Origin of the sequence: Veillonella absiana (genome assembly GCF_032970865.1) — a bacterium.
Taxonomy (GTDB): Bacteria; Bacillota; Negativicutes; order Veillonellales; family Veillonellaceae; genus Veillonella; species Veillonella absiana.
In genome coordinates this window covers 171,043-196,130 of sequence record NZ_JAWJZB010000001.1, presented here as the reverse complement: position 1 = coordinate 196,130, position 25,088 = coordinate 171,043, and the positions used below count along the sequence as shown (strand labels likewise).

The window sequence follows — 25,088 nt, the reverse complement described above, 5'->3', positions numbered from 1 at the left end:
ATCTATAGTTTCTAATAATTACGTATGTCAAAGTATTGATAAAAACAATTGATTTAGCAGTTTACAAATTTAGCAGACTAAAGTATAATGGTGTTCATAGATAAAAATGTATGTGTATTGTAGGAGAAATATCATGAAATTAAAGAAAATTGTAGCTATAGGTCTTACTGCTATCTCCATGATGGCACTTATTGCAGGTTGTGGTAATGATGCAAAACCAGCAGCCACAAACGAATTGCCTAAAAAAATCGTTATCGGTTTAGATGACAGTTTCCCACCAATGGGCTTTAAAAATGAAAAAGGTGAAATTGTAGGTCTTGATATCGACTTGGCAAAAGAGGCCGCTAAACGTGCTGGCATGGAAGTTGAATTTAAAGGTATCGACTGGGCTAGTAAAGAAGCTGAACTTAAAAGTAAACACATCGATGCATTGTGGAATGGTTTGACTGTAACTCCAGAACGTGAAAAAAATATCTTGTTCTCCAATCCTTACTATAATGACAAAGAATATATCGTAGTTCGTGCTGATGACAATAGCATCACTGATAAAGCTAGCCTAGCTGGTAAAGTAGTAGCTGTACAACAAGCAAGTACTGGTGAACGAGCTATCGATGCAGATGCAGCAGCAAAAACTGTAAAAGAAATCAAACGTTATCCAGACTTCATGAATGCATTCATGGATTTAGGTATTGGTCGTGTTGATGCGGTTATCGCTGACGGCGTAATTGCTCGTTATACGATGCAAAAAGAACCTGGTAAATATAAAATCGTTGAAGGTACTGATTATGGTGTAGATGTATTTGCAGTTGGTTTCCGTAAAGAAGATACTGCACTTCGCGATAAATTCAACCAAATCTTGATCGACATGAAAAAAGATGGCTCTGCTGACCAAATCTTCATTAAATGGTTCGGTACTGCATCTGAAATCAATAAAGACGACGTAAAATAATATTTACTGTATGTCTGATGGACTTGATAGTATATAATATATATAGGGTCATTAATAAGATACAGAGTGCATTGCACTGAATATAGAAGAGGGGCCGATGAGGCCCCTTTCCTACGTATGATAAGGAGTTTATTATGTTAGAGTACTTTTTGCAGATTATTCCAGCTATTGCGGATGGTCTCAAAGTCACAATTGCATTATTCTGTGTTGTTTGGATATTATCTATTCCGGGCGGTATTTTATTAGCCTTAATTCGCTTATCTGGATTTGCATGGATGGGGCGAATTGTGGATGCTTTCGTATACTTGATGCGTGGTACACCATTAATGCTTCAAATTTTATTTATGTATTATGCCTTACCAATTATTCCTTATGTAGGAATTCAAATGGAAGATACTACAGCAGCGGTTGTATCCTTTGTGCTTAACTATTCTGCATATTTGTGCGAGATTTTCCGTGGTGGTATTCAGTCCATTCCTCGTGGTCAATACGAAGGAGCGAAGGTGTTAGGTTTTACTTATGTACAAACTATGAAAACCATTATTCTTCCACAAATGTTAAAACGTGTTGTACCACCATTGGCCAATGAAACTATCAATTTATTGAAAGATACGTCTCTCGTATACATTTTAGCAATGAATGATATTTTGCGTATCACTCGTTCTATTGTGCAACGTGATTTTGATATTTCTGCCTTTCTTGTGGCGGCAGTATTCTATTTAATTTTTACCTTTATATTAACCAATGCGTTCAATTATTTAGAAAAACGCCTTGCTGTATATGACGAATAAGGGGCTTGGTATGACTTTCATTAGTATGCAACATATAGAAAAACGATTCGGTGATCAAGAGGTCCTCAAGGACGTATCTTTGGAGATGAAGCGCGGTGAAATCGTGTCTATTATCGGCCCATCTGGGTCTGGTAAATCTACATTTTTACGTTGTTTGGGACAATTGGAAACCATTGATGGCGGTACCATTACCGTTGATGAGGATGTGCTTGCTAGTACAGATGCGCAAGGCATCGTAACCTACGCGGATAAATCCAAGGCGCACGATATTTTGTTGCGCATGGGTATGGTATTTCAATCCTTCAATTTATTCCCACACATGACGGTACTTGAAAATATTATGGTGGCCCCACGTATGGTGAAAGGAATGAAAGATAAAGATATTTTACCTATCGCAGAGCGTTTGCTCACAAAGGTAGGCCTTTGGGAGAAACGATATGGGTATCCATCTCAATTGTCTGGTGGGCAAAAACAACGTGTAGCCATTGCTCGTGCATTGACGATGGATCCAGAAATTTTACTCTTTGATGAACCAACATCTGCACTTGATCCAGAATTAACTGGTGAAGTATTAAAAACCATTAAAGGTTTGGCGGAAGATCATATGACGATGATTATCGTAACACATGAAATGAACTTTGCTCGTGATGTGTCGGACCGCGTTATTTTCATGGCGGATGGTATCATCCAAGAAGAAGGTACGCCAGAACAAATTTATGGTAATCCTACATCTCCAAGGACAAGAGCTTTCTTGGAATCTATGTTGTAAACATTTACGAGGATATGTATTCTATATCATGTGCATAATGCACGTGTGTGTACAATGCATATCCTCATAGTTTATGTATTTGTGCAAGGAAATTAGAAAATGACAGTAGTTAATCTAAAGTGGTGGAATAAATGAATTTACCATACTCTGTATTGCTAAAACAATTAAATAGAGGTTTGTTATTAGGGGCTTTGCTAGCCACATTAGTGGTGGTCCCTGGATTGGCAGAAAATACCGTAACTGATGATGGGCATAGTGTAACTCAAGTGGTCAGAATACCTGAGGCTATCACTGAATCTCATGAAGGCGCATTTGAAATTCTACCAGATCAATATCGTCAGTATGCCACTAAAATGAATACAGTGGTTAAAGATTATGATGCAGGATTTGAATTTACTCTGCCTTGGCGTGTAGCTGATGGAGTTCATGTAAACATGGATGTTAAGAGTGATAGCGAACATATTCAAGGGTATTCTTTTAACTTAACTACAGCTGGTACAGGTGAAGCCTATACAGTGTCATTTACAAAACGGAATAACACGCCTACAACAGGAACATCTCAAAAAGTTTGGAATACGACATGGTATGATATACCTATCAAAGGGATGACCAATGCAAAGTACTTGGAAATCTGGCGTAAAAATAGCGGGATATTTGAACATAATTCCGTAGATGGTGGCTTTTTTGAAAAGAGAGACGCCCAAGCGGCTCGGTGGAGTCGTATTACTCCTAAACAGGATTCCGATGAGACAGTTGGGTCCTTGATGGAGGTGGAGTTCATTATGGACCAAGATCCAACGCATCGCTATAACATGGCGAGCACCTATCCATCTACGGCACAGACATTTATGGAAGCTGGTATTCTAGAAACTATTGTCCCATCTTTTTCTTTAATTGACCAATCAGATTATGAAAAAACGGGTGACATCATGGTGGATGATGGTGTGAGCTTTGTAAAACCTGCTGGATTTTCTCGGGTAAAATCCACTGGTAAGATTGCTTTCACCAAAGGCAATATTCAATTAGATGTAGAATCGATTGCTATCCCTTGGCAGGCGATTAGTGCTGGAGTTCCCACATTGTTGGGGAAGCAAACCTTGGGAGATAATTATGTGGCCTCCCTTGTGAAGGTTCATGATGCTCGTATCGATCGTTATGAAATGCGTATTATTAATAATCGTGTGGCCTTTTACGTATCTGGTGTAATGAATGATCCTAGTCAAGCTTATACTACAATAGCACAAGATTCAGTAATGAAGCCTAAAGCATCTAGTAAACGCGTAGCCTTTGCCTCGGAAATCGTATTAGGAAACCAAGGTAAAGTTGGTGTGGCCCGTATGATAGGTCCAGAAGGAACAGAACTAACCAAAGCTGAATTCATTGATGTCCTTGATGGCTTGCGTATAGATGATATTATTGGCTCTGATGGGACGTCTACAGTATTATAATTTGAGAATTTATGATATAATAGAAGAAATTTTAGAGAAAAAAGAGGAGTTTTCGGTGTTATTGTAGAAATACTAAGTAAAGAATAACATACGAGAATATCCCAGATTGGGCAAGTAAATAGGAGGGGTTATTATGGTTACCTATAAAAAAATTGTAGTACCTACAGATGGGTCTGAAAATGCTAAACGTGCATTAGAACATGCTATTGCTGTAGCTGATCGTAACGAAGCGGAATTAATCATTGTTCATGTAGCAAATATTGTTTCTGCTATTTCTAATTTTGACCAAACACCTATTAGTGGTGGCTATGTTTCTGAACAAATCGCTGAAGATATGGAAGAAACTGGCAAAGAAATTCTTAATGATGTTGTAAAAGATATTCCTGCTGGTGTAAGTGTTAAGAGTGTATTTGAAGTTGGCTCCCCTGGTCCTGCTTTATTAGCAGTTGCTAAAAAATATGATGCTGACCTTATCGTAATGGGTAGCCGTGGCCTTGGCCCATTGAAAGGTTTATTCATGGGTTCTGTAAGTAGCTATGTAACTAGTCACTCCACATGTCCAGTATTGGTAGTAAAATAAGCTAACATATGAATAAAAGGCTTTGCCCTTTCGGGCAAAGCCTTTTTTCAGCCATTCACGAGGAGGTTGTATGAACAAAAAAATTGCGAAATGGCTGCAAGGCGAGTTGCCACTGTGGAAAGAAAAAGGATGGCTCAGTGAGGCGGGGCAGACTCAGCTTGAAGCCTCATATAATATGGAAAAACCAGCTAGTGGGCCTTCATTGACTCGAATTGCCGTATTGTTGCTGGGGGCTGTATTGATTGGTTTGGGAATTTTCCTTCTCTTCGCCGGCTATTGGTATAGTTTTTCACCCAATGGGCGTTTTGATTGGACTATTACGCTCGTCGTAGCCGCTCTCGTCATTTTGGGGCTCGCTATTTGGCGTTGTGAACCGGGAAAACGATGGGCTGAAGGGGCCACCATATTTTATATGCTAGCTCTTGGCGGCAGTACATTCCTTATGGCGGATACGTATTATACGGGTGAGTCCTATGGGTTATATTTACTAATCGTACTCATTGCATCGTTACCAGCGATTTACGTGTTGCGGTCTAGTTTAGGTATGATCGGGTACTTGTTAGGTGCCATCCTTTGGTGCTTCGCACCTTATTCTTTAGATATTACACTAAATGTAATGGCTGTATGGCTGTTGATTTTAGGGGCCTTACCATTTTATATGGTGGCGGTGAAACATAGTTCTAGTTACTCTATGCTAGTGTGGCTGTCTTGGGCCTATGTGGCGGCTATCTTTAGTGCATTTTTCTTGACTATTGAAAGTAATCGAGCTGGTTTGGAACTATACTTTGTAGCTACGTTGGCAGTGAGCACTTACGCTATTGGCACACTGATGCGTGATAAAGGGTTGTGGACATTGCCATTTAGAACGATGGGGTCAATCGGATTATTGTATGTAGTGATTCAAGGCACCCTATTACATACGTGGAATATATCTATTCAAGATGCATTAAATGGTCTTGCTTTGACGATGGCCATTCTTTTGGGCGCAGTATGTGCTTACTTCCTTGGTAAATTGGTAATGAAGCGTGAATGGGTAGCCGCAGTCATGACTTTAACTCCGTTCATCGTTGGATTTGGTTTGTTGTTGGCAAATTCTGGGGCTATGCCGCTCGTAGTATCCATTGTATTTGATGCTTTTGTTCTGCTAACAGCGTTTATTTTATTTCTGCGAGGTACAATGGATAAACGTGTGGGGTATGTGAATGGCGCTATACTTGCAGTACTAGCACTTATTCTCGCTCGTTTCTTTGATCCTGGATTTACATTCTTTGAAAGAGGAATATCCTTCATTTCTATTGGTATTCTTGTAATTGTGGTTAATATTATTTATATGTGGTCTAAATCCAATAATAAATTAGGTAAAGCACATGAAGAACGCAAGGCCCGTAGACAAGCATTTCGTCAATCGCTACGTGAACAATATGGTGAAAGTCAAAATGATACTTTTACCAATCAAAAGACCTTGTCGAATGATTCAGATCAAGGAGGCCTCTTATGATTAAGAAATATTGGAGATTAGGCGCCTTTGTATTTGTCGTTATCATAGCGATTTTGAGTCAAGTATTTGTACAGCAGCGTTATACTTTGTTACAGGCCGGCGGCATAGAATATCAATGGCCGGTGGCGCTAGAAAAATCTGCTAGTTGGACACCAGTTGATTATCTAGATGTAAAATTTCTTGGTAATGCAGCACCTATAGTAGGAACGCGATTGCCTAATCCGGGAGAACCTGTATATATTTCGTTAGATGTGAAGTCTACCGGTATGTTAGCCGTTAAAAATGCATCTATGGATAGACCATCAACTGGTGAATATGTGATTGCCCGTGCTCATCGCATTCATAATGGTGTAGTAGAATTTGATATCCCTTTTAATCGTGTAAAGGTAGACTTGTCTAAAGTCGATAAAGCTTTTTATAATGAGTATAAAGGAACACTCATTGCCACTATGAAATTAAAGGATGGTAACGGGGTTATTACTGGTATCTATTCAAAAGGTGTTCCTCTAGAGGTTGCAAAACCTGAGACACTAGAGGAGCAGGCGAAAGATACGGGGAGAAAGCTAGAAGATATTATTAAATCTGGTACTACAGAAACGGACGTGCGAGTAGAGCGTAATTAGTAGAGGTAGGGATAACATGAAGGAATACTCACAAGAAACAATTCAATTATTGGCCGAGTTATTTAAAATTCTTGGGGACCCGACGCGTCTACGTATCGTACGGTTGTTATTAGACCATGAATCTAGTGTAAATGCTATTGCAGAAGATATGGGAATGGGGCAATCGGCTATATCTCATCAATTACGTGTACTGCGTCAAGCAAGGTTAGTGTCGTTTAGAAAAGAAGGTAAAACTGTGTTTTACTCACTGAACGATGATCATGTAGAAATGTTATTACGTCAAGGTTTAGATCATGTATCTCATCAGTAAATTTGGGTGAATACACATTAATACTAAATAGATCTTGTTCTAGTTTTGTAGTGATAGCACCGCATAGAGTTAAAAATATATTTTAGAACAGCATATTAAAATGATTTACATATAAAAATGCCTCCCTTAAAGAATAGCTTTTGAGGGAGGCGTTTTATATGTTTTGTGGCATTAAAGGGGAAATAAGAAATACGCTAATGTAATAAATAGTGGCATCGTGACCGCCGATAGAACGGTGGTGGCCATTACACATTGAGTAGCATACTCTGGATTATTTTTCATTTCAATCGCTATTAGGGCCATGTTGATTGCGCTAGGGACGCTATAAGTGAGCACAATTGTTTGGGCTGCTATAGGATGAAATGGGCCGTATACATGTATGAATATAATGACAACAGCAGTTGCTAGTAACGGGCTCGCTACAAGTCTCAATGAAGAGGCTAACAGGACGTCCTTTTTCCAAAAATTGAGAGGAGTTCTGTTAATCTGTACGCCCAAAGCTAGCATAGCGACACCTACAAAAGCATTGGCAAAAATACTAAGTGGCGCATAGGCAAAGAAGTGGTGCAAATCGAATGGGGCTAATTTAAGTAATAACGAAATTGGGACGGCGTAAATCATTGGCATATGAAGCACTACACTAAGGGCATCACGTTTTGTTAAACGCCCTACACCGGCCTGATAAAAGCCAAAGGTATTACTAGTGATGGTTTGAATAACCATGATGGATACGACACTGAGTAGCCCTAGTGAAGCATATGGTGTTTGGCCATCAATGATATAAGGTACATTGGTGAAAACAAAAGTAGCAAGGGCTACTCCCATATTACCACAGTTGTTAAACATAACAACGTTTTTCAGCGTTGCAGTTTTAGGTTGATCGTAATTGGCACTTTTACCAACGATGCCAGCCATTAGATAGTTTAAAAATAAAACGGTAATGGCGCAAAGTACAATTTCTAAACTATCCCAACCAAATTGAGCCTCGTATAGTGCTCTAAATACAAAGGACGGGAGTAATATGTAGAAATTCAATTTACTTAGGGTATATAAATCTAATTTAAACTTTCGATCTAGCACAATACCAAGTCCAATGAGCATAAATATAGGCATCATTGAATTCATAAATATATGTCCAATTAATGTGAATACGTTCATAAATCACCACTATCCTCACTCGAGATTATTTGGTGCCCTGGCATCAAACGAAATATCGGTATACTATTAATGAATATCTTGTATATATATTTATAATAACAAAATAAAGAGATACTTTACAATGAAAAGGTGAGAATTAGCACTGATAATTTCGTGATAAATAGATAAGATTATGTTATTAGTCGCATATGCTAGACTGATAGGAGTATACAATTTATAATGAAAGCGTATTATGTTATGTCGTGATGAGGAGAACATCTATGAAAAGGTATGTATTCCTAATTTTAGGTATTTTAATTATAGTGTTAGCCCTTGTCGGTTGTGGTAGCAATACTAGCAAAGAGTCAGGTAAACCAAGTACATCTGAAAAAATTACTATTTCGGCCGCAGCGAGTCTAAAAGAGGCCTTAACAGAATTAGCGGATGCCTACAAAAAAGAACATCACTTACAAGATGATCAAATTGCTATTAATTTTGCTGGCTCTGGTACATTACGCCAACAAATTGAACAAGGGGCACCAGCAGCGGTATTTATTTCTGCAGACCAAAAGAATATGAAATTGTTACAAGATAAAGAATTGGTGACAGAAGTGAAACCATTTGTAACCAACTCCTTGGTACTAGTCGTACCAAAAGGTAAAGATAAAGTGTCCTTAGACCAATTATCTAGTGTTAATCGTTTGGTATTAGGGGAACCAGCTACGGTGCCTGCTGGTAATTATGGTAAACAAGTCTTAACAAAAATGGGTATCTGGGATTCCATGCAAGATAAAATTGTCTATGCTAAGGATGCAAAAGCAGTCACAGCAGCGATTAGCCAAGGTGCTGGAGATGCTGGCTTTATCTATAAAACAGATGCTATCGCAGCCGGTGATGCCGTACAAATTGCCGCTGAAACACCAGCGGATTCCCACGATCCTGTTATGTACCCAATTGGTATCGTGAAAAAATATGACAGTCAATTGGCGAAAGATTTTTATAAATTCTTAACAACACCAGAAGCACAAAAAGTATTAGAAAAATATGGCTTCACTGGAGCGCAGTTCTTATGAGTCCTTTTGTTTTATCTATATACGTCGCGACGATATCATTAGTTATTGTAGTTATTGTAGGTCTTTGTGTGTGCTTCGGTATGAAGCAATGCCGATGTCGTGGTGTGGCCATTATTGACGCATTGCTCACGTTACCATTGGTGCTACCTCCGGTAGTAGTAGGGTTCGCTTTGCTCATGATGTTTTCGCCAGGCTATGTCTTTGGGGCGTGGCTAGAATCTCACGGGCTAGGAGTTGTATTTTCCGTACTAGGTGCCATTTGTGCTTCCTCAGTGATTGCATTCCCCCTATTTTATCAGACGGTTCGCTCTGCCCTACAATCTATCGATTATAATATGGAGGATGTGGCTCGCACCTTAGGGGCCTCAGAGTTACGGATATTTTTGACAATCTCCATTCCGCTTGCTTGGAAGGGTATCTTAACTGGCGCGATTTTATCCTTTTGCCGTGCCATGGGGGAATTTGGGGCCACCATTTTAATCGCTGGTAATATTCCTGGTGTTACACGCACCATGCCGCTGGCGATTTATTCCTATGTGGAATCTGGTCAATACGGTGATGCCTTTGACCTTGTAATTTATATTTGTGTACTGACACTATCGTTATTATCGGCTATTCATCTCATGACGAAGGGCACGTTATTTAGCGACCATGATCGTGCTTAGGAGGATCTATGATTACATTTGATATCACTATAGAGCGCCCTTCCGTGCTGGTGAAAGCCAAAGGCACATTGCCACAGGGGATTACTGTGCTTACAGGGCAATCCGGCAGTGGCAAATCTACTTTTATTAAGGCCATTGCAGGTCTCGTAAAACCTAATACAGGAACTATTCGACATGATGAAATAGTGTGGGTGAATGTAGACCATAAATTATATGTACCAGTCCGAGAACGTCATGTAGGATATATGCCACAAGGCAATATGGTATTTCCTCATCTCACAGTAGAGGCGAATATTACCTATAGCAAACGCGGTGATGCGGCCAGTTGTGAAACATTGTTGAAGCAATTAGGCCTCGAAAAATATCGACACACCAAGGCGGGGAAACTCTCTGGTGGGGAACAACAAAGGGTGGCGTTAGGACGTGCATTATATTCTAAACCAACCGTATTACTCTTGGACGAACCATTATCGGCGCTAGACTGGACTTTACGAAAACAAGTCCGTACAGACTTGGTCACCATCATTAAACAATGGGATATTCCTTGTTTGTGGGTAACCCATGATGAAGATGAGGTGGCTGTGGTGGGTGACCGCCATTGGACCTGTACACAAGGAGAAATTGAATGCTAATAAACGCACTTACGTAAGTAGGTGCGTTTTCCTATGTGTGCCGCCAATTAAAATGCTGTGTTTAAATAGCATTTGACTATGAATTATAATGTGGTGCGCACATGGTGCATATATAAAAAAAAGAGAACTCCGAAGAGTTCTCTTTTGAGGTTTTTGGGGATAAATAGTTACTTAACTATTAGATAGCTTCTACATGTTGGGAGAAGAATGCTTGTGGATGAGCACATACTGGACAAAGTTTAGGAGCTTCAGCACCAACGTGTACATAACCACAGTTCGCACAAATCCAAGCAACTGGTTGATCCGCTTTGAATACGCGACCACCGTTTACGGATGCTGCTAATGCAAGGTAACGTTCTTCATGACGAGCTTCGATTTTACCAACTTCGCGCATTAATACAGCAATGCGTTTGAAACCTTCTTTTTCTGCTTCGTCAGCAAATTCTTTATACATTGTAGTATGTTCGTAGTTTTCACCAGCTGCTGCATCACGAAGGTTAGCTTCGATATCTGCGGAGATGTCACCACCGTGTAATTCTTTGAACCATACTTTAGCATGAGCGCTTTCATTGCGAGCTGTTTCTTCGAAATATTCAGCAATTTTGTTCATACCAGCTTTACGAGCTGCACTTGCATAGTAAGTGTATTTTTGGAATGCTTGGGATTCGCCAGCAAATGCTGCTTGAAGATTTTTTTCAGTGTTTGTGCCTTTTAATTCTGCCATGATAATGTCTCCTTTGTACTTACAAAATTGAATACATCGTAACTTAACGGTTTTCAAAATTTGTTTTGAACTAAAATGATTCACCTTACACATAACCACTTGGTTGATGATATTAAGATTACCACTTGGAAATTTGTATATAAGCACTTGCTTAGTATACTCTTAGATACTTATGTATGTGATAGCGCTAATTGTATAAAAATGAGTACTTACTCATAGTTTAGAAGAGCACTTGCCCTAATATTGAATCTGTACTTACAGGCTATATGAAAGAACCACTTGGCTATTCTTATTGAGATACACTTGTATCATTTGTATACGAGCATTTGCTTGTATAGGTAAAAGTTTGGATGCAATAATTGGAATTCGTATACTTAACGAATAATCATTGTTAACTATATTATAACGCACGTAAATGAGAGATGCAAGTTTTTTGTTGAAAGTATTTCGAAAAAATATAAATGATAAAGTTTATCAATGCACTAACTAAGCGGGTTTTGAGGGCTGTATAGTTATTGGTTTACTTTGGAAAATATAAAATGAGATTGAGAATGACATCTAAATAAAAATCATTATTAATTAAATTGTTGATAATCTAGAGGATTATATTTAAATTTTACAAGAAATAGATCATACTATCAGAAATGTTAGACACTGTTACCACTTAGCAAATTTTAGGTAAGGTTAACAGTATTCATGAGAATATATATTAGTAATTATTCATATAATCATAGCAGGACAAGCATATATGTAGTAAAATATAGATATACATAAATTACGAAATGGCATGGATAGCTCTATGCGTGATGATACAATATACCGAATGAGGTGAAAGTATGGCATTTGTCAGATATTTTGTAGGCGATGTGGTGAAAATGAAAAAAGCCCATCCTTGCGGTAGCGATGAGTGGGAGGTCAAACGGATTGGTACCGATTTCCTCATACATTGCAAGGGCTGCGGACATCAATTACTCATTAGTCGCCCTAAGTTTGAAAAAGCAGTAAAGAAAATTGTATATCGCTTACCTGAAAGTGAAAACGAACATAACAATAATTAGGAGAGAAGCATGGTACAACTAACAAAATATGCTAATAAGGGTGGCTGTGCATGCAAGATTGGGCCCCATATTTTAGATCAGGTTCTGAAACAGGTTCGTTCTGTTACGAATGATAATGTTATGGTGGATATGACTGGTGCTGATGATGCTGGTGTCTACCTCATTAATGACGAGATGGCTCTCGTGCAGACCTTAGATTTTTTTACCCCTATCGTGGATGAACCTACATTGTTTGGTAAAATTGCGGCGGCTAATAGTTTGAGCGATGTTTACGCTATGGGAGGGGTCCCTTTGACAGCAATGAATATCGTGGCATTTCCTGTACCATTGGTGAAAGAAGGCGTTCTCGCCAATGTATTAAATGGTGCTGGGGATGTTTTGCGTGAAGCTGGTGTTGCTGTCGTGGGGGGGCATAGTATTGAAAATGAAGTGCCTCTATTTGGCTTATCCGTTACTGGCACTGTAAATCCGAAAGGGGTTTGGAAAAATGTAGGGGCCCAAGTTGGAGATGTGCTGGTTTTGACGAAGCCTATAGGCACAGGTATTATGAGCACAGCCATGAAGGGAGATATATTCCATCAAGGCGGTCAAGAGGCGATTGAAAGTATGTGTGCCCTTAACAAATTAGCCTGTGAGATAGCACGTGATTTTACCATACATAGTGCAACCGATGTAACGGGATTTAGTTTAATGGGACATGGCTATGAAATGGCGCGTGGCTCAGATGTGACATTAGAAATTTATGCAGAGGGATTACCATTGTTTACCGATGTCATTGAGGCGGCCTCCATGGGGCTAGTACCAGCGGCGACTTACGGCAATCGCAAAGCCATTAGTGGTGTTCATATTGATGCGTCCCTGGAAGCTGTGTGGAGCGATATTCTCTTTGATCCACAAACATCAGGGGGCTTGTTACTGTCAGTACCTGAATCAGAAGGAATTGCATTGGTAGATGCATTGCAACAGGCCGGAGTTAAGGCGGCTCGCATTATTGGACGAGTGGTAGAACAAGGGGCACATCAGATTCGCGTTGTGCGATGAGACACATTAAATCTGGTTGTGCGATGATACGCATCGAATTCACATCTTTAGATGACGCATATCAAATTAGCCTTGTGAGATAAGATATATTTAATGCCTATTCTAATATAGTTAATATAAGTGAGAAAATTCATGGCTGAAACAAAAAGCAAGTTAGCAGATTTAGTAGTAGATGTGCGTGGCGTGTTATGTCCGATTCCTGTAATTGAAACAAAAAAGGTAGCGGATGCACATCCAAATCAATCTATCGAAACTATCGTAGATAACGAGGTGAGCCGAGATAATGTGAAAAAATTTGGTGAATCTCGCCAATATATGACATCTGTGTACCAAGTGGGCAAGGATTACCATATTGTTCTTGTGCCCGGTGCTAATACAGTGCATGTAGATGTCCCTGGTATTACCGGTGATGCCATTGTTGGTATGACAACTGGTGAAAGCATTTACAATATGGGCGGTCGAGTGATTTTGATGACAAAGGACTACCTTGGTGAAGGCAGTGAAGAACTAGGCCGTACATTGATGAAAACGTTCTGGCTCTGCATGACTGAATCCGATGTAAAGCCGACAACTATTTACTTTATCAATAGTAGTGTAAAAATGGTTATTAATGATTCTGTACATATTGAAAATTTAAAATTGCTAGCTGAACAGGGTGTAGAAATCGCAGCCTGTGGCATTTGCCTCGATTACTTTGGCATAAAAGAACAGGTAGGCGTTGGCAGTATTACAAATATGTATGCCATTACGGATGCTATCGTAGGGCAAGATTTAGTTAAGCTATAATTATCTTGGACAATGGTACTTTGTGTACAGATTTAAGTGTTTATACTATGTGGCTCATGGGGATGAAGACCACTATTATGGTGCGTGAAGGAGGAAATATGGATATAATCATTTTATTTACCTCCTATTACTTTGCCACTAAGGCGGACACTATGCTCACTAAGGAACTGGTACCACATAAATTGATGGCCACACCTCCTGAACTAAGTGATGTGTGTGGTCTCTGTATCCGTGTTCACCCCAATGTGGTTGGGATGGTACTTTCACTATTGAAAGTGCATAAAATGAGTCATTCCGGTATATTTTATTATGAAAAAGGCATACCTTGCCAGCGGTATGAGGCATAAGACATCGTTTAATCTGTCTACAGTTGAATCGACGTCACGAAAAAATTGTCTGACCAATGGCATAATTATCAGTATATTAGAAGAAAGAAGGATTTAATCATGAGTAATGAAAATGTAATTCGCGCATGGGCTGTGAAAGAAGCGGGCGGTAAATTAGAACGTTATGATTTTGATGCCGGAGAATTAGGTGCTGATGATGTAGAAATCAAGGTGGAATATTGTGGCGTATGTCATTCTGATTTATCTATGATGAACAATGAATGGGGTATGAGCAGTTACCCACTCGTTCCTGGACATGAAGCGGTAGGCGAAATCATTCGTATGGGCAGTGCTGTAAAAGGTCTCAAAGTAGGTCAAAAAGTTGGAATTGGTTGGACATCGGAATCTTGTCAACATTGTAATCCTTGTATCGGTGGTCATGGTAACTATTGCCCTGAAAACGTACCAACTATTGCTGGGAATGGTCGTCACCAAGGTGGTTTCGCCGACAAAATGCGTGCACAATGGCAATGGGTGATTCCATTACCAGGCGGTATCGATATGAGTAAAGCCGGTCCATTACTTTGTGGTGGTATTACTGTGTTTGAACCATTGTTACAACACAATATCAATGCATCTCATAAAGTAGGCGTTATTGGTATTGGTGGTCTTGGTCATATGGCAATCGATTTCTTCAACAAATGGGGCTGTGAAGTAACTGCATTCAGTTCTACACCTGATAAATATGATGAAATTCGTGCTATGGGTGCTCATAATATCTTGAATTCCCGTGATTCCGAAGAGTTTGCGGCCGCTGCTGGTACATTTGATTTGATTGTATCAACAGTTAGTGTAAAACTTGATTGGAATGCGTATTTACGTCTATTAAAACCACAAGGTAAATTACATATTGTTGGTGCTACATTAGATCCAATGGATATCAATGCCTTTGCCCTTATCGCTGGCGAAAGAGGCGTAGCTGGTTCTGCTACAGGATCCCCAGTACAATTGCGTACGATGATTGAATTTGCAGCACGTAAAGGGGTGTTACCAATTACTGAAAACTTCAACATGTCCGAAGTGAATGAAGCGATGGAACATTTAGAAGCTGGTAAGGCCCGTTACCGTATTGTATTGAAAAATGATTTTGAATAGATAGAATTATATGGTGAAAAATAAAAGACTCGTACGAGCCCGATATCCTGTAAAGGCTATCGGCTTAGTACGAGTCTTTTGTGCATATAAAGTTCTAATGCTGTTTAATTACTTTCACCATTAATCTGTTTATTAGTACATTAACCAGCTGTGTATGGTCCGAAACGACCAGCGAATAGGTAGGAACCCATTTTGCCAAGAACTGCAGCAAACACACTGGATACGATACCTAAGGCAATCATGATTAGGGCATTATCAACATGAATCCCTGATGTCCAAGCCATGTAGGATTGAATCAAACTGAGTACAAAGTAAATAATACTTAAATACATTTTTTTCTTCAGTGCGGACGCGGTAGTAGTTTTGTAACGCATTTTACCGCCGATGTAACCAGATACAGCACCAACTAATACCAATAAAGGTAATACCATTGCTACTAATGTAGTAAAGTCAAATAGACGGAAAGCCAAAGTGTAAGGAACTAGCAATGCTAATAGAGGTAATACAAAAGATAAGGTAGAACCTACAATTGGGAAATGTACTGCAATTGGATGTAAATGAAGACCTAATAATTTAGCACGTTGTGCATTCATTTTACGCGGTTTATATTCCATCCAAACTGTACTTGGGAATCCACATGCAGGACAAGGTTTATCTGCTTCGTCTGCTTTTTCGATATAGCCACAAACACGACAGATAACATATTCTGTAGCAATTTTTTTTTCCATTTTTTCTGCTACTGCTGGCTTAGGCGGAGTTGCAGTTGGCGCATTTCCATTAGTTGTTGGTGTTTCCATAAGATCCTCTTTCATCAATTAATCAAAAATTTTTAACTATATAATAATTTTTATTGTTTATATGTATAGTATACTACGTATAGCGAAAAAAATCGATATGAATCATGTAATTATATATGTGGAGATATATTAATAAGTCATATATGGTGAACATAAAAAAGCCGACTACATCTATGTGTGTAGTCGACCTTTAGGCATTTAATTTTATTATACATTGAAGCGGAAATGAGTTACATCGCCATCTTTCATTACGTAGTCTTTACCTTCAAGACGAACAAGACCTTTTTCTTTCGCAGCGTTTTGGCTGCCACAAGCCTCTAGGTCTGCGAAGGATACGATTTCTGCACGAATAAAACCTTTTTCTATATCAGAGTGAATTTTACCAGCTGCTTGAGGAGCTTTTGTGCCATTTACGATGGTCCACGCACGAGCTTCCATTTCGCCAGCTGTGAAGTAGTTGATTAAACCTAACAATGCATAGCTTGCTTTGATTAATTTTGTTAGGCCCGACTCATCAAGACCAAGATCGCCAAGGAATATTTTGGCTTCTTCGTCAGATAATTCCGCGATTTCAGATTCGATACGCGCAGATACTACAACGATACCAGAACCTTCAGCTTTTGCGTATTCTTCAACGCGTTTTACATATTCGTTACCGGAGTAATCGGATACTTCGTCTTCGGATATATTAGCTACATATAAGGATGGTTTAGCTGTTAACAAGGATAATTCCTTGATCATTTCTAATTCTTCTTCTTCAAGACCTTGTGCACGAACTGGTTTCGCTTCGCCAAGACCTTCGATGATACGATCTAAAATCGGTAGTTCCGCACGGGCATCTTTGTCGCCAGATTTTGCGATTTTTTCGATACGTTGTTTACGTTTTTCTACGGAATCTAAATCAGCTAAACACAATTCAGTATTAATGATTTCGATGTCTCGAATCGGGTCGATGGAACCAGATACGTGAGTGATATTAGGGTCATCAAAACAACGAATGACTTGTGCAATGGCATCCACTTGGCGAATGTGACTCAAGAATTTATTGCCCAAACCTTCGCCTTTGGACGCACCGGCTACAAGACCTGCGATATCTACGAAACGCATAGCTGCTGGTAAAATACGTTTTGAACCGAACATATCAGCCAATACTTGTAAACGATTATCTGGAACGTCAACAACACCTACGTTAGGCTCGATTGTACAGAATGGATAGTTTGCCGCTTCTGCTCCTGCTTTTGTAATGGCATTGAATAATGTACTTTTACCGACGTTAGGAAGGCCAACAATGCCTACTTCAAGATTTGTGCTCATGGTACCACCTTTTAGAAAAACTTATGATTATACTTGCAATTATCTTGCTTTGTGAAAGTTTCGAACTTTTACAATGAAAGGTCGATTTACAATCAAGATAGTAGTTTATATTTAGTAAGCGACGATATTCGTCAACAATGTATTATACCATATAAACAATAGAAATGGCTAACAAGACGAATCTTGTTAGCCATTTTAGGTATTTTCTTATAAAGAATGGGCACGTAATTCTTCAGCAGAGTGAGTGGAGATCCAAGCTGGAGGAATATCGAATACTGTGTAACAACCAGTACCACCATGTTTAGCAAGGCGGTAGATACCACGAGCATATGCTACAAGAGCGGAGCCAGTGAATTCAGGGTTGCTGTCAAGTTTTAAGGAGTATTCTACCACGTGTTGAGTACCATCTGTAGTTTCACCAGAGCGAAGAACGAAGCCACCATGTGGAATGCCTTTGTGGTTTTTGTCTAACTCATCTTGAGAGATAAAGTTTACGATAGTTTCATAACCAACAAAGTAGTTTTCCATAGTTTTGATTTCGTTTTCAATTTTTGCTTTGTCAGCGCCTTCAGCAGCTACTACATAGCATTCACGAATATGACCTTTGTAAGCGTCGACTTCTGGTGTGGCACCATTACGGATGTCGTTAAGAATTTCTTCTTTAGGGCAAGTGTATTGACGAGCGTCAAGAACGCCATCGATACGACGGATAGCATCGGAGTGGCCTTGGCTAACACCACGACCCCAGAATGTGTAGGATTTGCCTTTTGGCAAGATGCTTTCAGCGTAAACACGTTGTAAAGAGAACATACCAGGATCCCAACCGCAAGAGATAAGAGCGGCATTGCCAGCTTCTTTTGCTACTTTGTTAACATTGTCAAAATGTTCAGGAATACGAGCATGTGTATCGAAACTATCGATAACTGTGAAGTATTTAGCAACCATTGGAGTTTGTTCGATAAGGTCAGTAGCGGAGCCACCACATAATACCATAACGTCAACTTTGCCTTTAAAATTAGGAAGATCTTCCATTGTGTACGCAGGTACACCACTTACAGTTTGGATACCAGCACGACGGGAAAATACACCAACTAATTCCATATCTGGTTGTAATTGTACAGATGCTTCTACACCGCGTGCCAAGTTACCATAGCCAACGATGCCAATGCGAATATTACTCATGTTTTGCCTCCTATGAGTCTATAAATACATGTAAAATTAATAAAAGACAAATTTTAAATTGAGTGTGGTCAATGAAATTCAAATTGACCACGTCTCTTTCTAACATACTATATGGGAAAATTAGAATTTCAATGTTTTAATACGGTCGATGGCACGTAATGTATTTTCACGGCTACCGAATGCAGTTAAACGAAGGTATCCTTCACCACAAGGACCAAAGCCGGAACCAGGTGTGGATACGATTTGTACTTGTTCAAGTAAAAGATCGAATAATTCCCAACTAGTCATGTTGCCAGGTGTTTTCAACCAAATGTAAGGGGCATTTACGCCACCATATACAGTGAGGCCGATGGATTCCAAACCTTCTTTGATGATGCGAGCATTTTCTTTGTAATAGGCAATCGCTTCACCAGTTTGTTTGCGACCTTCAGGTGTGTACACAGCTTCTGCACCACGTTGAATGATGTAAGGCACACCGTTGAATTTAGTGCATTGGCGACGATTCCATAATGGATTCAATGATTGGCGTTCGCCAGATTTAGTTTTTGCCGTGACTTCGTTTGGTACAACTGCATAGGCACAACGAGTACCTGTGAAACCAGCTGTTTTGGAGAAGGAGCGGAATTCGATAGCGACTTCTCGAGCACCTTCGATTTCGTAGATACTGCGAACTGTATCAGTGTCGCTGATGAAAGCTTCATAAGCGGAGTCAAACATCAACACAATATCGTTTTCCTTACAGAATGCAACCCATTCCGCCAAACGAGCACGGGACAATACAGTACCCGTTGGGTTGTTAGGGGAACAAAGGTATACAATGTCTACGTGTTCTGTTGGGAACTCAGGAGAGAAATTGTTTTCTGCATGTGTTGGCAAGTATACAACTTTTTCAAAAATGCCATTCACAGCTTTGCCAGTACGGCCAGCCATTACATTTGAATCAAGGTATACAGGGTATACTGGATCAGTGATAGCGATAACATTATCTTCGCTGAATAATTCTTGGATATTGCCCACGTCAGTTTTGGCGCCATCGGATACGAATACTTCGTCAATGGAAATGGCGATACCCAATGGTTTGTAATCGCCATCTACGATAGCTTGGCGCAAGAAATCGTAACCTTGTTCAGGACCGTAACCGCGGAATGTGTCGGCATTGCCCATTTCATCAACGGCTTTGTGCATAGCTTCTGTTACAGCAGGTACGAGTGGCAATGTTACGTCGCCAATACCTAAACGAATAATGTCTGCTTCTGGATGTGCTGCGCTATATTCAGTAACTTTGCGAGCGATGGTGGCAAATAAATAAGAACCTTGTAGGTTTAAATAATTTTCATTAACTTGTGCCATGTGTATTCCCTTCTATGGTGAAAGTATATCTAAATTTATCTACTTACTATAGTAATAGAGAATATGGTTTGTGTAAATAACTTTCTATAGAATTTTTGCATTTCATATTTGCATATGGTGAAGACATGTTGAGTTTTGAATGCATATCTATGGTAAATGTGTATAGGTATTATTAGGTCTCATCAGGTCTAATCACGCTCGATACCAAAACATTACACAGATTTTACATAATAAAGATATTAAATTGTATATATACGGATATGATAAAGATTACGGATATGATAAAGATGTAAAGGACTAATCATAATGGATAGAAGGGAACGAAACGACGTTCTAAAGGAGCCGTAATCATATGACTGATAGCAATAAGAAAACGACAAAATGGATGAAGACCCAATTAGTAGGTTTGTTGGGCGACATTAATGTGTCTAAACATATTAAACATGCAGGTACAATGAAGGATAGTATGACTCTGAATCGAGATGACATTAGTGAAGCAGATATGAGGGATATTGTTCGAGTAGTGAACTTTTACAAAGAAGAGTGTGTGAATTATGAAGGGGAAACCCCAGCCTCGGATAAAGCACGCATGAAGTTAGATGCAAAAATAAAATCTAAAGATGGTAATACTGTGATTGATATCGTCGATGAAAGTGCGATTACGGCAGCAGTCGTCAAGATGGGGGCATCAAAGTGGAGGTACTAGAAGCTATAGGCTAGATAGTTTTACAAATTTATAGATTATAAAAGCGGAAATATTACTATCTGGATACAACATGTTACAGTTATGTACCATTTTTTGTACATCTTTTTGTACATCTTGAAGAGTAGAATGAATATATATTCTTATTGCTTTTTCTAGCCGGTTACGTTATAATAATAAAGCTTATTGATGGTAAGCACTTCCTACCCCTATGTGAGATAGGGGCATTAGTCCGAAAGAGGAGGTGATTTTGTATGAACAAATACGAAGTCATGGTTATTGTGAAACCAGCCGAAGAAGAAGCTACTAATGCTGTAATTGAAAAAATTGAGGCGTTAATTGCTCGTGTAGGCGGCACAGTAGAAAAGGTAGATCGTTGGGGCAAGCGTCGTCTTGCGTACGCAGTGAAAAAATTCACTGATGGTTTCTACGTATTGGTTAACTTTGAAGCAGATCCTGCTGAAATCAAAGAAATCGACCGCGTTATGAAAATCAACGATGAGATCCTTAAACACCTGATTGTTAAACACGACGCTTAATTCAAACGCCCAGGAGGTAAAGACATGAACTCTGTACAAATTTTGGGTAATTTAGCTCGTGATCCTGAAGTACGTTTTACTAAGACTGGCAGAGCTGTTGCTACTTTCACAGTGGCGGCAACGAACACATATGTTGATTCCACTACAAACGAAACGAAAGAACAAACCGCTTTCATTAACGTAGTAGCTTGGGGAAAACTTGGTGAAGCTGCAGGCAATCTTCGTAAAGGCAGTCGTTGCTTTGTTGAAGGTCGTCTACAAACTCGTTCTTATGAAACGCAGGATGGTCAAAAACGTTATGTTACCGAAGTGGTAGCTAACTTCGTGGGCCAATCCCTTGATATGAATACTAATTCTTTCGATGGTGGGTCCAATTTTGATAGTTTCAGTACAGGCGGAGATGACGAACATATTCCATTCTAAGGAATCGTTTCCGTTCTTGTGTTAGGGACTCCTACTAATTCGAAAAGGAGGATTCACAATGAGAAGAGATAGAGGCAGAAAGCCAAGAAGAAAAGTTTGCGTTTTCTGTGCAGACCATATCGATCAAATCGACTACAAAGATGTTGCTAAACTTCGTCGTTTTACGACTGAACGTGGCAAAATTCTTCCACGTCGTATTTCCGGTACTTGCGCAAAACATCAACGTAAATTGACTACATCTATCAAACGTGCACGTGCAATCGCATTATTGCCATTCACTGCAGAATAATAGAGTATCAAATAAAAACCTCGTAAACACCTTGTGTTTGCGAGGTTTTTTTATGCAATACAGGGATATAATATGGTTGATTTAAATATATTATATTCGTATCAGTTATTTGAATAACAACTTTATATATGTTAAATAAATATGCTTTCTGTAAATCCCTCAGTAGAGGGATTTTTCAGTATGAATGTACAAAAAAAGAAAAAAGTTAAAATTGGTATAAAAATAATTATGAAAAATTTGTAAAATATAAATTGTCATGCTATAATACGAATATATTATTCTTACTGTAATTTAATATAGCAAGAGAGTTTAAGGGAGATATACTTATGAAAAAGTTAGTGATACTTTCACTAGCGGTTTCACTACTAACTGGCGGGTATGCAATAGAGACTCTAGGTGCTGCAGAACAAGGTGTAGCTATACGTCAATTGTACTCTGCAGCGGGTTTGAAAAAAACAAATAATGCATTGGGTTTATTTGATCGAATGTCGGCAGAGTCAGATTTTGGGATTGATTATAATAAATTAAATGAACAACGTTTACAAGGTTTGAATGAAGCGTTGGGCAAAAGTAGTAATGAGAGCACTACTGAAGCTAGCAAAGGAATAAAATATAATAATTTCCCAAAGAAAAGACCAAAACCATATAATCGTGACCGTGCGAAAATGGGCAACTTGGATCGGGAAATCATTATTACTGCTGCCTTAGCAGCTAATGTTGGTGCTAATAGCATATACGAACAACATAGAAATAAACTGATTGAATTAGGGTTAACACCTGAACAAATCAATATGTTAGAGTCTATAGCTTATTAAGCTGTGCTAGATGAAACTTTGTTTTCATGAGGCTGTGAAAGAATGACGAAAGTTAATTCTTTTACAGCCTTTTTTGATGTTTTATTTGACGTAAGAAATTGCCTTTCTTATAATAAGGATAAGATGAAATTCGTATGTACATAAAGGAGATAGAATGCGTTTACGTAGAAAACCGTGGATTGATGAAGCGATTCACGAGTATGATTCACATATTATTTTAGAAAACCATGGTGAGCACAAAGGAAAGTGGAGAGAATTATTTGAGGACCCTACTAAACCTTTGTACATGGAACTTGGAACGGGCAAAGGACGTTTTATTGCAGGCATGGCTGAGGAACATCCAGAAGCTAACTTTGTTGGTTTTGAAGTGCAAATGGGTGTTATCTATTATGCTGCACAAAAACTCTATGAGCGCAATTTATCAAATGCGAAGGTAGCGTTATTTGATATTGCTGGCATTGAAGATATTGTTGAATCTGGCGAAGTTGATCATTTTTACATTAATTTTTGTGATCCATGGCCAAAGGCTAAACATGCAAAACGTCGTTTAACGTACCATACCTTCCTTGACCGGTACGCACGTTTACTCAAAGAAGATGGAGAAATTCATTTTAAAACGGATAACGAAGGTTTATTCATGTTTTCCCTCGAAGAATTCCAAAATTGTGGCTGGACATTGAAAAATGTAACGTATGATTTACATAGTACAGACCTACCTAATGTAAAAACGGAATACGAAGAGAAATTTAGTGCCAAAGGACAACCAATTTTCCGATTAGAAGCCATCAAGCCAAAGACGGAGGCGTAATATGGAACGTTCCAAATCAACAAGCATATGGAGTAAATTATTTAAAAATGATTTACAAGGGATGCTTGTGCCTGTCATTGTTTTAACGTTCATTGGAAGTATCAATATTTTTAGTGCTACCTATGTTAGCTCTATTTCCTCTAATGATGGCTTATTTGGTGGTTTGTTTGGTTTCTTTCCTAAGCATCTTATCTTCTTAGCTATTACTGGATTGATTGGGATTCTAGCGTATAAAATTGATTATCGTAAATTCCAAAATCCCATATTCAGACGCAATATTATGTTTGCCGTAGCATTATTATTAATTTTGGTGAAAGTCATCGGTACTACCATTAATGGTGCGCAACGGTGGATTATATTAGGTCCTATTTCTATTCAGCCATCAGAGTTTGCTAAATTGGCGGCTATTATATGGACGGCTTCCTTGTTGGGAACTCATAAATGGAGAAAACCGAGACCGAGACGCGGTCGTGAAGAGATTTTGCAATATATAGGTATACGTTTTGGGTATATGCTACCATTACTGGCCTGGCCTGTTGTATTTGGTGGGTTAACGATGTTGCAACCAGATATGGGGACCTCCGTATTGATTGTGATGTTCTCTTATATGCTCATATTTCTTGCTGGTTTTGATGCGAAATTATTTGCAGCTACGACTTTAGGCCTATTGCCAATTGGATTCATGATGGCTCGATTTAGTCCTTACCGTTGGGAACGTCTTTTATCCTGGTTTGACCCTTGGCCTCATGCGCAAGATATGGGGTATCAGACTGTTCAAGGATTATTGGCGGTAGGTTCTGGTGGATTTCTTGGACAAGGCTTTATGCAAGGCACATCTAAGTATTTCTACCTACCAGAGGCGCACACTGACTTTGCCTTTGCTGTATGGGCTCAGGAGTTTGGCTTTGTTGGCGGTATTATAGTCATTGCTATGATTGTGATGTTCACAGTGTATGGTATGCGAATTGCTAGTGAAGCTCGCGATGATTTTGGACGTTGGTTAGCGACGGGGATTACGATGCTAATAAGTGGACAGGCACTATTTAATATTGCTATGGTATGTGGTGTTATGCCTGTAACCGGTGTACCATTACCATTTATCAGCTATGGTGGTTCTTCGCTGCTCATCAATTTTGTGGCTGTAGGCATTTTGGGTAATATAGCTCGCCGTAATGTGGTGGGTGTTAAACAAATAGGCAAGAAAGAGCAATTGCCATCTTTGCGTGAAGAAACACAGAGTCGATTCAGACCTAATTCTGCTCGGCAAACCATATCTCGTTAGTGCTAATAGATTTCGTTAATT

The 25,088-nt window shown here is 39.2% G+C and carries 29 protein-coding genes; 23 read left to right on the top strand and 6 right to left on the bottom strand.

Going from position 1 to position 25,088, the window contains the following annotated elements; all coding sequences use genetic code 11:
- Positions 1–133: 133 nt before the first annotated feature.
- The 8 genes from RVY80_RS01015 to RVY80_RS00980 all read left to right on the top strand — a co-directional run bounded on the left by RVY80_RS01015 (position 134) and on the right by RVY80_RS00980 (position 6,968).
- Complete coding sequence (locus RVY80_RS01015) at positions 134–949, top strand: amino acid ABC transporter substrate-binding protein (RefSeq protein ID WP_295188969.1); 816 nt, start codon at positions 134–136, stop codon at positions 947–949.
- Positions 950–1,083: 134 nt separating this feature from the next.
- Complete coding sequence (locus RVY80_RS01010; RefSeq protein WP_295188966.1) at positions 1,084–1,740, top strand: amino acid ABC transporter permease; 657 nt, start codon at positions 1,084–1,086, stop codon at positions 1,738–1,740.
- A 10-nt stretch (positions 1,741–1,750) separates the two neighbouring features.
- Entirely contained in the window at positions 1,751–2,509 is a 759-nt protein-coding gene (locus RVY80_RS01005) for an amino acid ABC transporter ATP-binding protein (RefSeq protein WP_317329288.1), read from the top strand.
- A 131-nt stretch (positions 2,510–2,640) separates the two neighbouring features.
- Entirely contained in the window at positions 2,641–3,957 is a 1,317-nt protein-coding gene (locus RVY80_RS01000; protein ID WP_317329287.1) for a hypothetical protein, read from the top strand.
- Positions 3,958–4,090: 133 nt separating this feature from the next.
- Positions 4,091–4,537, top strand: a complete 447-nt coding sequence (locus RVY80_RS00995) for a universal stress protein (RefSeq protein WP_295188957.1) — start codon at positions 4,091–4,093, stop codon at positions 4,535–4,537.
- A gap of 70 nt (positions 4,538–4,607) precedes the next feature.
- Positions 4,608–6,035, top strand: a complete 1,428-nt coding sequence (locus RVY80_RS00990) for a DUF2157 domain-containing protein (protein WP_317329285.1) — start codon at positions 4,608–4,610, stop codon at positions 6,033–6,035.
- The gene (locus RVY80_RS00985; RefSeq protein ID WP_295188951.1) at positions 6,032–6,658 is read left to right on the top strand and encodes a hypothetical protein; all 627 of its coding nucleotides are present in this window, start codon (positions 6,032–6,034) and stop codon (positions 6,656–6,658) included. Before RVY80_RS00990 ends, RVY80_RS00985 begins: the two co-directional genes overlap by 4 nt.
- A 16-nt stretch (positions 6,659–6,674) precedes the next feature.
- Positions 6,675–6,968 (top strand): ArsR/SmtB family transcription factor, encoded by a 294-nt coding sequence (locus RVY80_RS00980; protein ID WP_295192890.1) that lies wholly within the window; start codon positions 6,675–6,677, stop codon positions 6,966–6,968.
- A gap of 171 nt (positions 6,969–7,139) precedes the next feature.
- On the opposite strand, the gene RVY80_RS00975 is transcribed toward RVY80_RS00980, so the two are convergent.
- Complete coding sequence (locus tag RVY80_RS00975) at positions 7,140–8,126, bottom strand: AEC family transporter (RefSeq protein ID WP_317329283.1); 987 nt, start codon at positions 8,124–8,126, stop codon at positions 7,140–7,142.
- A 260-nt stretch (positions 8,127–8,386) separates the two neighbouring features.
- Between RVY80_RS00975 and modA the strand changes: the two genes are divergently transcribed.
- The 3 genes from modA to RVY80_RS00960 are packed head-to-tail and all read left to right on the top strand — an operon-like array spanning position 8,387 to position 10,475.
- Entirely contained in the window at positions 8,387–9,178 is a 792-nt protein-coding gene (gene modA, locus RVY80_RS00970; RefSeq protein WP_317329281.1) for a molybdate ABC transporter substrate-binding protein, read from the top strand.
- A complete protein-coding gene (gene modB, locus RVY80_RS00965) occupies positions 9,175–9,843 on the top strand; it encodes a molybdate ABC transporter permease subunit (RefSeq protein ID WP_317329279.1) in 669 nt (222 codons plus the stop codon). The genes modA and modB overlap by 4 nt, the downstream gene beginning before the upstream one ends.
- Before the next feature lie 8 nt (positions 9,844–9,851).
- Positions 9,852–10,475, top strand: a complete 624-nt coding sequence (locus RVY80_RS00960; RefSeq protein ID WP_295188938.1) for an ATP-binding cassette domain-containing protein — start codon at positions 9,852–9,854, stop codon at positions 10,473–10,475.
- A 178-nt stretch (positions 10,476–10,653) separates the two neighbouring features.
- On the opposite strand, the gene rbr is transcribed toward RVY80_RS00960, so the two are convergent.
- Positions 10,654–11,199 carry a rubrerythrin gene (gene rbr / locus RVY80_RS00955; RefSeq protein WP_295188936.1) on the bottom strand — a complete coding sequence of 182 codons (546 nt, stop codon included), beginning with the start codon at positions 11,197–11,199 and terminating at the stop codon, positions 10,654–10,656.
- 836 nt (positions 11,200–12,035) lie between these two features.
- Between rbr and RVY80_RS00950 the strand changes: the two genes are divergently transcribed.
- The 5 genes from RVY80_RS00950 (at position 12,036) to ahr (ending at position 15,565) form a co-directional block, all read left to right on the top strand.
- Positions 12,036–12,257, top strand: a complete 222-nt coding sequence (locus RVY80_RS00950) for a DUF951 domain-containing protein (RefSeq protein ID WP_317329278.1) — start codon at positions 12,036–12,038, stop codon at positions 12,255–12,257.
- A 9-nt stretch (positions 12,258–12,266) separates the two neighbouring features.
- Positions 12,267–13,298 (top strand): selenide, water dikinase SelD, encoded by a 1,032-nt coding sequence (gene selD / locus RVY80_RS00945; protein WP_317329276.1) that lies wholly within the window; start codon positions 12,267–12,269, stop codon positions 13,296–13,298.
- A 132-nt stretch (positions 13,299–13,430) separates the two neighbouring features.
- A complete protein-coding gene (yedF, locus tag RVY80_RS00940) occupies positions 13,431–14,084 on the top strand; it encodes a sulfurtransferase-like selenium metabolism protein YedF (protein ID WP_310746125.1) in 654 nt (217 codons plus the stop codon).
- A gap of 98 nt (positions 14,085–14,182) precedes the next feature.
- Entirely contained in the window at positions 14,183–14,431 is a 249-nt protein-coding gene (locus RVY80_RS00935) for a DUF3343 domain-containing protein (RefSeq protein WP_317329274.1), read from the top strand.
- A gap of 99 nt (positions 14,432–14,530) precedes the next feature.
- On the top strand, positions 14,531–15,565 hold the full coding sequence (ahr, locus tag RVY80_RS00930) for an NADPH-dependent aldehyde reductase Ahr (RefSeq protein ID WP_317329273.1): 1,035 nt from the start codon (positions 14,531–14,533) through the stop codon (positions 15,563–15,565).
- 140 nt (positions 15,566–15,705) lie between these two features.
- Here the strand turns inward: ahr and RVY80_RS00925 are convergent, their stop codons facing one another.
- From RVY80_RS00925 to RVY80_RS00910, 4 genes are all read right to left on the bottom strand, one after another.
- On the bottom strand, positions 15,706–16,362 hold the full coding sequence (locus tag RVY80_RS00925; protein ID WP_317329271.1) for a rubredoxin-like domain-containing protein: 657 nt from the start codon (positions 16,360–16,362) through the stop codon (positions 15,706–15,708).
- A 207-nt stretch (positions 16,363–16,569) separates the two neighbouring features.
- Positions 16,570–17,676: a redox-regulated ATPase YchF gene (gene ychF, locus RVY80_RS00920; protein ID WP_295188922.1), complete on the bottom strand. Its 1,107-nt coding sequence runs from the start codon at positions 17,674–17,676 to the stop codon at positions 16,570–16,572.
- Positions 17,677–17,883: 207 nt separating this feature from the next.
- Entirely contained in the window at positions 17,884–18,858 is a 975-nt protein-coding gene (locus tag RVY80_RS00915; protein WP_295188920.1) for a diaminopimelate dehydrogenase, read from the bottom strand.
- Positions 18,859–18,978: 120 nt separating this feature from the next.
- The gene (locus tag RVY80_RS00910) at positions 18,979–20,208 is read right to left on the bottom strand and encodes an LL-diaminopimelate aminotransferase (RefSeq protein ID WP_317329269.1); all 1,230 of its coding nucleotides are present in this window, start codon (positions 20,206–20,208) and stop codon (positions 18,979–18,981) included.
- A 352-nt stretch (positions 20,209–20,560) separates the two neighbouring features.
- On the opposite strand from RVY80_RS00910, the gene RVY80_RS00905 reads away from it, so the two are divergent.
- From RVY80_RS00905 to RVY80_RS00875, 7 genes are all read left to right on the top strand, one after another.
- The gene (locus tag RVY80_RS00905; RefSeq protein WP_310746124.1) at positions 20,561–20,914 is read left to right on the top strand and encodes a hypothetical protein; all 354 of its coding nucleotides are present in this window, start codon (positions 20,561–20,563) and stop codon (positions 20,912–20,914) included.
- Positions 20,915–21,165: 251 nt separating this feature from the next.
- A complete protein-coding gene (gene rpsF, locus RVY80_RS00900; RefSeq protein ID WP_295188911.1) occupies positions 21,166–21,450 on the top strand; it encodes a 30S ribosomal protein S6 in 285 nt (94 codons plus the stop codon).
- 24 nt (positions 21,451–21,474) lie between these two features.
- On the top strand, positions 21,475–21,873 hold the full coding sequence (locus tag RVY80_RS00895) for a single-stranded DNA-binding protein (RefSeq protein WP_295188908.1): 399 nt from the start codon (positions 21,475–21,477) through the stop codon (positions 21,871–21,873).
- Between the two features lie 58 nt (positions 21,874–21,931).
- A complete protein-coding gene (gene rpsR / locus RVY80_RS00890) occupies positions 21,932–22,162 on the top strand; it encodes a 30S ribosomal protein S18 (RefSeq protein WP_004693795.1) in 231 nt (76 codons plus the stop codon).
- 326 nt (positions 22,163–22,488) lie between these two features.
- Complete coding sequence (locus RVY80_RS00885; protein WP_317329259.1) at positions 22,489–22,977, top strand: hypothetical protein; 489 nt, start codon at positions 22,489–22,491, stop codon at positions 22,975–22,977.
- Between the two features lie 154 nt (positions 22,978–23,131).
- Positions 23,132–23,785 carry a tRNA (guanosine(46)-N7)-methyltransferase TrmB gene (gene trmB / locus RVY80_RS00880; protein WP_317329258.1) on the top strand — a complete coding sequence of 218 codons (654 nt, stop codon included), beginning with the start codon at positions 23,132–23,134 and terminating at the stop codon, positions 23,783–23,785.
- Between the two features lies 1 nt (position 23,786).
- Positions 23,787–25,067, top strand: a complete 1,281-nt coding sequence (locus RVY80_RS00875; RefSeq protein WP_317329255.1) for an FtsW/RodA/SpoVE family cell cycle protein — start codon at positions 23,787–23,789, stop codon at positions 25,065–25,067.
- Positions 25,068–25,088: the final 21 nt, after the last annotated feature.

Coding starts and splice junctions, on each gene's coding strand:
- RVY80_RS00910 (WP_317329269.1), bottom strand. CDS start 20,208: ATGGCACAAGTTAATGAAAATTATTTAAACCTACAAGGTTCTTATTTA.
- ahr (WP_317329273.1), top strand. CDS start 14,531: ATGAGTAATGAAAATGTAATTCGCGCATGGGCTGTGAAAGAAGCGGGC.
- RVY80_RS00915 (WP_295188920.1), bottom strand. CDS start 18,858: ATGAGTAATATTCGCATTGGCATCGTTGGCTATGGTAACTTGGCACGC.
- modB (WP_317329279.1), top strand. CDS start 9,175: ATGAGTCCTTTTGTTTTATCTATATACGTCGCGACGATATCATTAGTT.
- yedF (WP_310746125.1), top strand. CDS start 13,431: ATGGCTGAAACAAAAAGCAAGTTAGCAGATTTAGTAGTAGATGTGCGT.
- RVY80_RS00975 (WP_317329283.1), bottom strand. CDS start 8,126: ATGAACGTATTCACATTAATTGGACATATATTTATGAATTCAATGATG.
- RVY80_RS01005 (WP_317329288.1), top strand. CDS start 1,751: ATGACTTTCATTAGTATGCAACATATAGAAAAACGATTCGGTGATCAA.
- RVY80_RS00895 (WP_295188908.1), top strand. CDS start 21,475: ATGAACTCTGTACAAATTTTGGGTAATTTAGCTCGTGATCCTGAAGTA.
- RVY80_RS00995 (WP_295188957.1), top strand. CDS start 4,091: ATGGTTACCTATAAAAAAATTGTAGTACCTACAGATGGGTCTGAAAAT.
- RVY80_RS01015 (WP_295188969.1), top strand. CDS start 134: ATGAAATTAAAGAAAATTGTAGCTATAGGTCTTACTGCTATCTCCATG.
- rbr (WP_295188936.1), bottom strand. CDS start 11,199: ATGGCAGAATTAAAAGGCACAAACACTGAAAAAAATCTTCAAGCAGCA.
- RVY80_RS00990 (WP_317329285.1), top strand. CDS start 4,608: ATGAACAAAAAAATTGCGAAATGGCTGCAAGGCGAGTTGCCACTGTGG.
- RVY80_RS00985 (WP_295188951.1), top strand. CDS start 6,032: ATGATTAAGAAATATTGGAGATTAGGCGCCTTTGTATTTGTCGTTATC.
- ychF (WP_295188922.1), bottom strand. CDS start 17,676: ATGAGCACAAATCTTGAAGTAGGCATTGTTGGCCTTCCTAACGTCGGT.
- trmB (WP_317329258.1), top strand. CDS start 23,132: ATGCGTTTACGTAGAAAACCGTGGATTGATGAAGCGATTCACGAGTAT.
- RVY80_RS00905 (WP_310746124.1), top strand. CDS start 20,561: ATGACTGATAGCAATAAGAAAACGACAAAATGGATGAAGACCCAATTA.
- RVY80_RS00960 (WP_295188938.1), top strand. CDS start 9,852: ATGATTACATTTGATATCACTATAGAGCGCCCTTCCGTGCTGGTGAAA.
- RVY80_RS00885 (WP_317329259.1), top strand. CDS start 22,489: ATGAAAAAGTTAGTGATACTTTCACTAGCGGTTTCACTACTAACTGGC.
- selD (WP_317329276.1), top strand. CDS start 12,267: ATGGTACAACTAACAAAATATGCTAATAAGGGTGGCTGTGCATGCAAG.
- RVY80_RS00950 (WP_317329278.1), top strand. CDS start 12,036: ATGGCATTTGTCAGATATTTTGTAGGCGATGTGGTGAAAATGAAAAAA.
- RVY80_RS01000 (WP_317329287.1), top strand. CDS start 2,641: ATGAATTTACCATACTCTGTATTGCTAAAACAATTAAATAGAGGTTTG.
- rpsR (WP_004693795.1), top strand. CDS start 21,932: ATGAGAAGAGATAGAGGCAGAAAGCCAAGAAGAAAAGTTTGCGTTTTC.
- RVY80_RS01010 (WP_295188966.1), top strand. CDS start 1,084: ATGTTAGAGTACTTTTTGCAGATTATTCCAGCTATTGCGGATGGTCTC.
- RVY80_RS00980 (WP_295192890.1), top strand. CDS start 6,675: ATGAAGGAATACTCACAAGAAACAATTCAATTATTGGCCGAGTTATTT.
- RVY80_RS00925 (WP_317329271.1), bottom strand. CDS start 16,362: ATGGAAACACCAACAACTAATGGAAATGCGCCAACTGCAACTCCGCCT.
- rpsF (WP_295188911.1), top strand. CDS start 21,166: ATGAACAAATACGAAGTCATGGTTATTGTGAAACCAGCCGAAGAAGAA.
- modA (WP_317329281.1), top strand. CDS start 8,387: ATGAAAAGGTATGTATTCCTAATTTTAGGTATTTTAATTATAGTGTTA.
- RVY80_RS00935 (WP_317329274.1), top strand. CDS start 14,183: ATGGATATAATCATTTTATTTACCTCCTATTACTTTGCCACTAAGGCG.
- RVY80_RS00875 (WP_317329255.1), top strand. CDS start 23,787: ATGGAACGTTCCAAATCAACAAGCATATGGAGTAAATTATTTAAAAAT.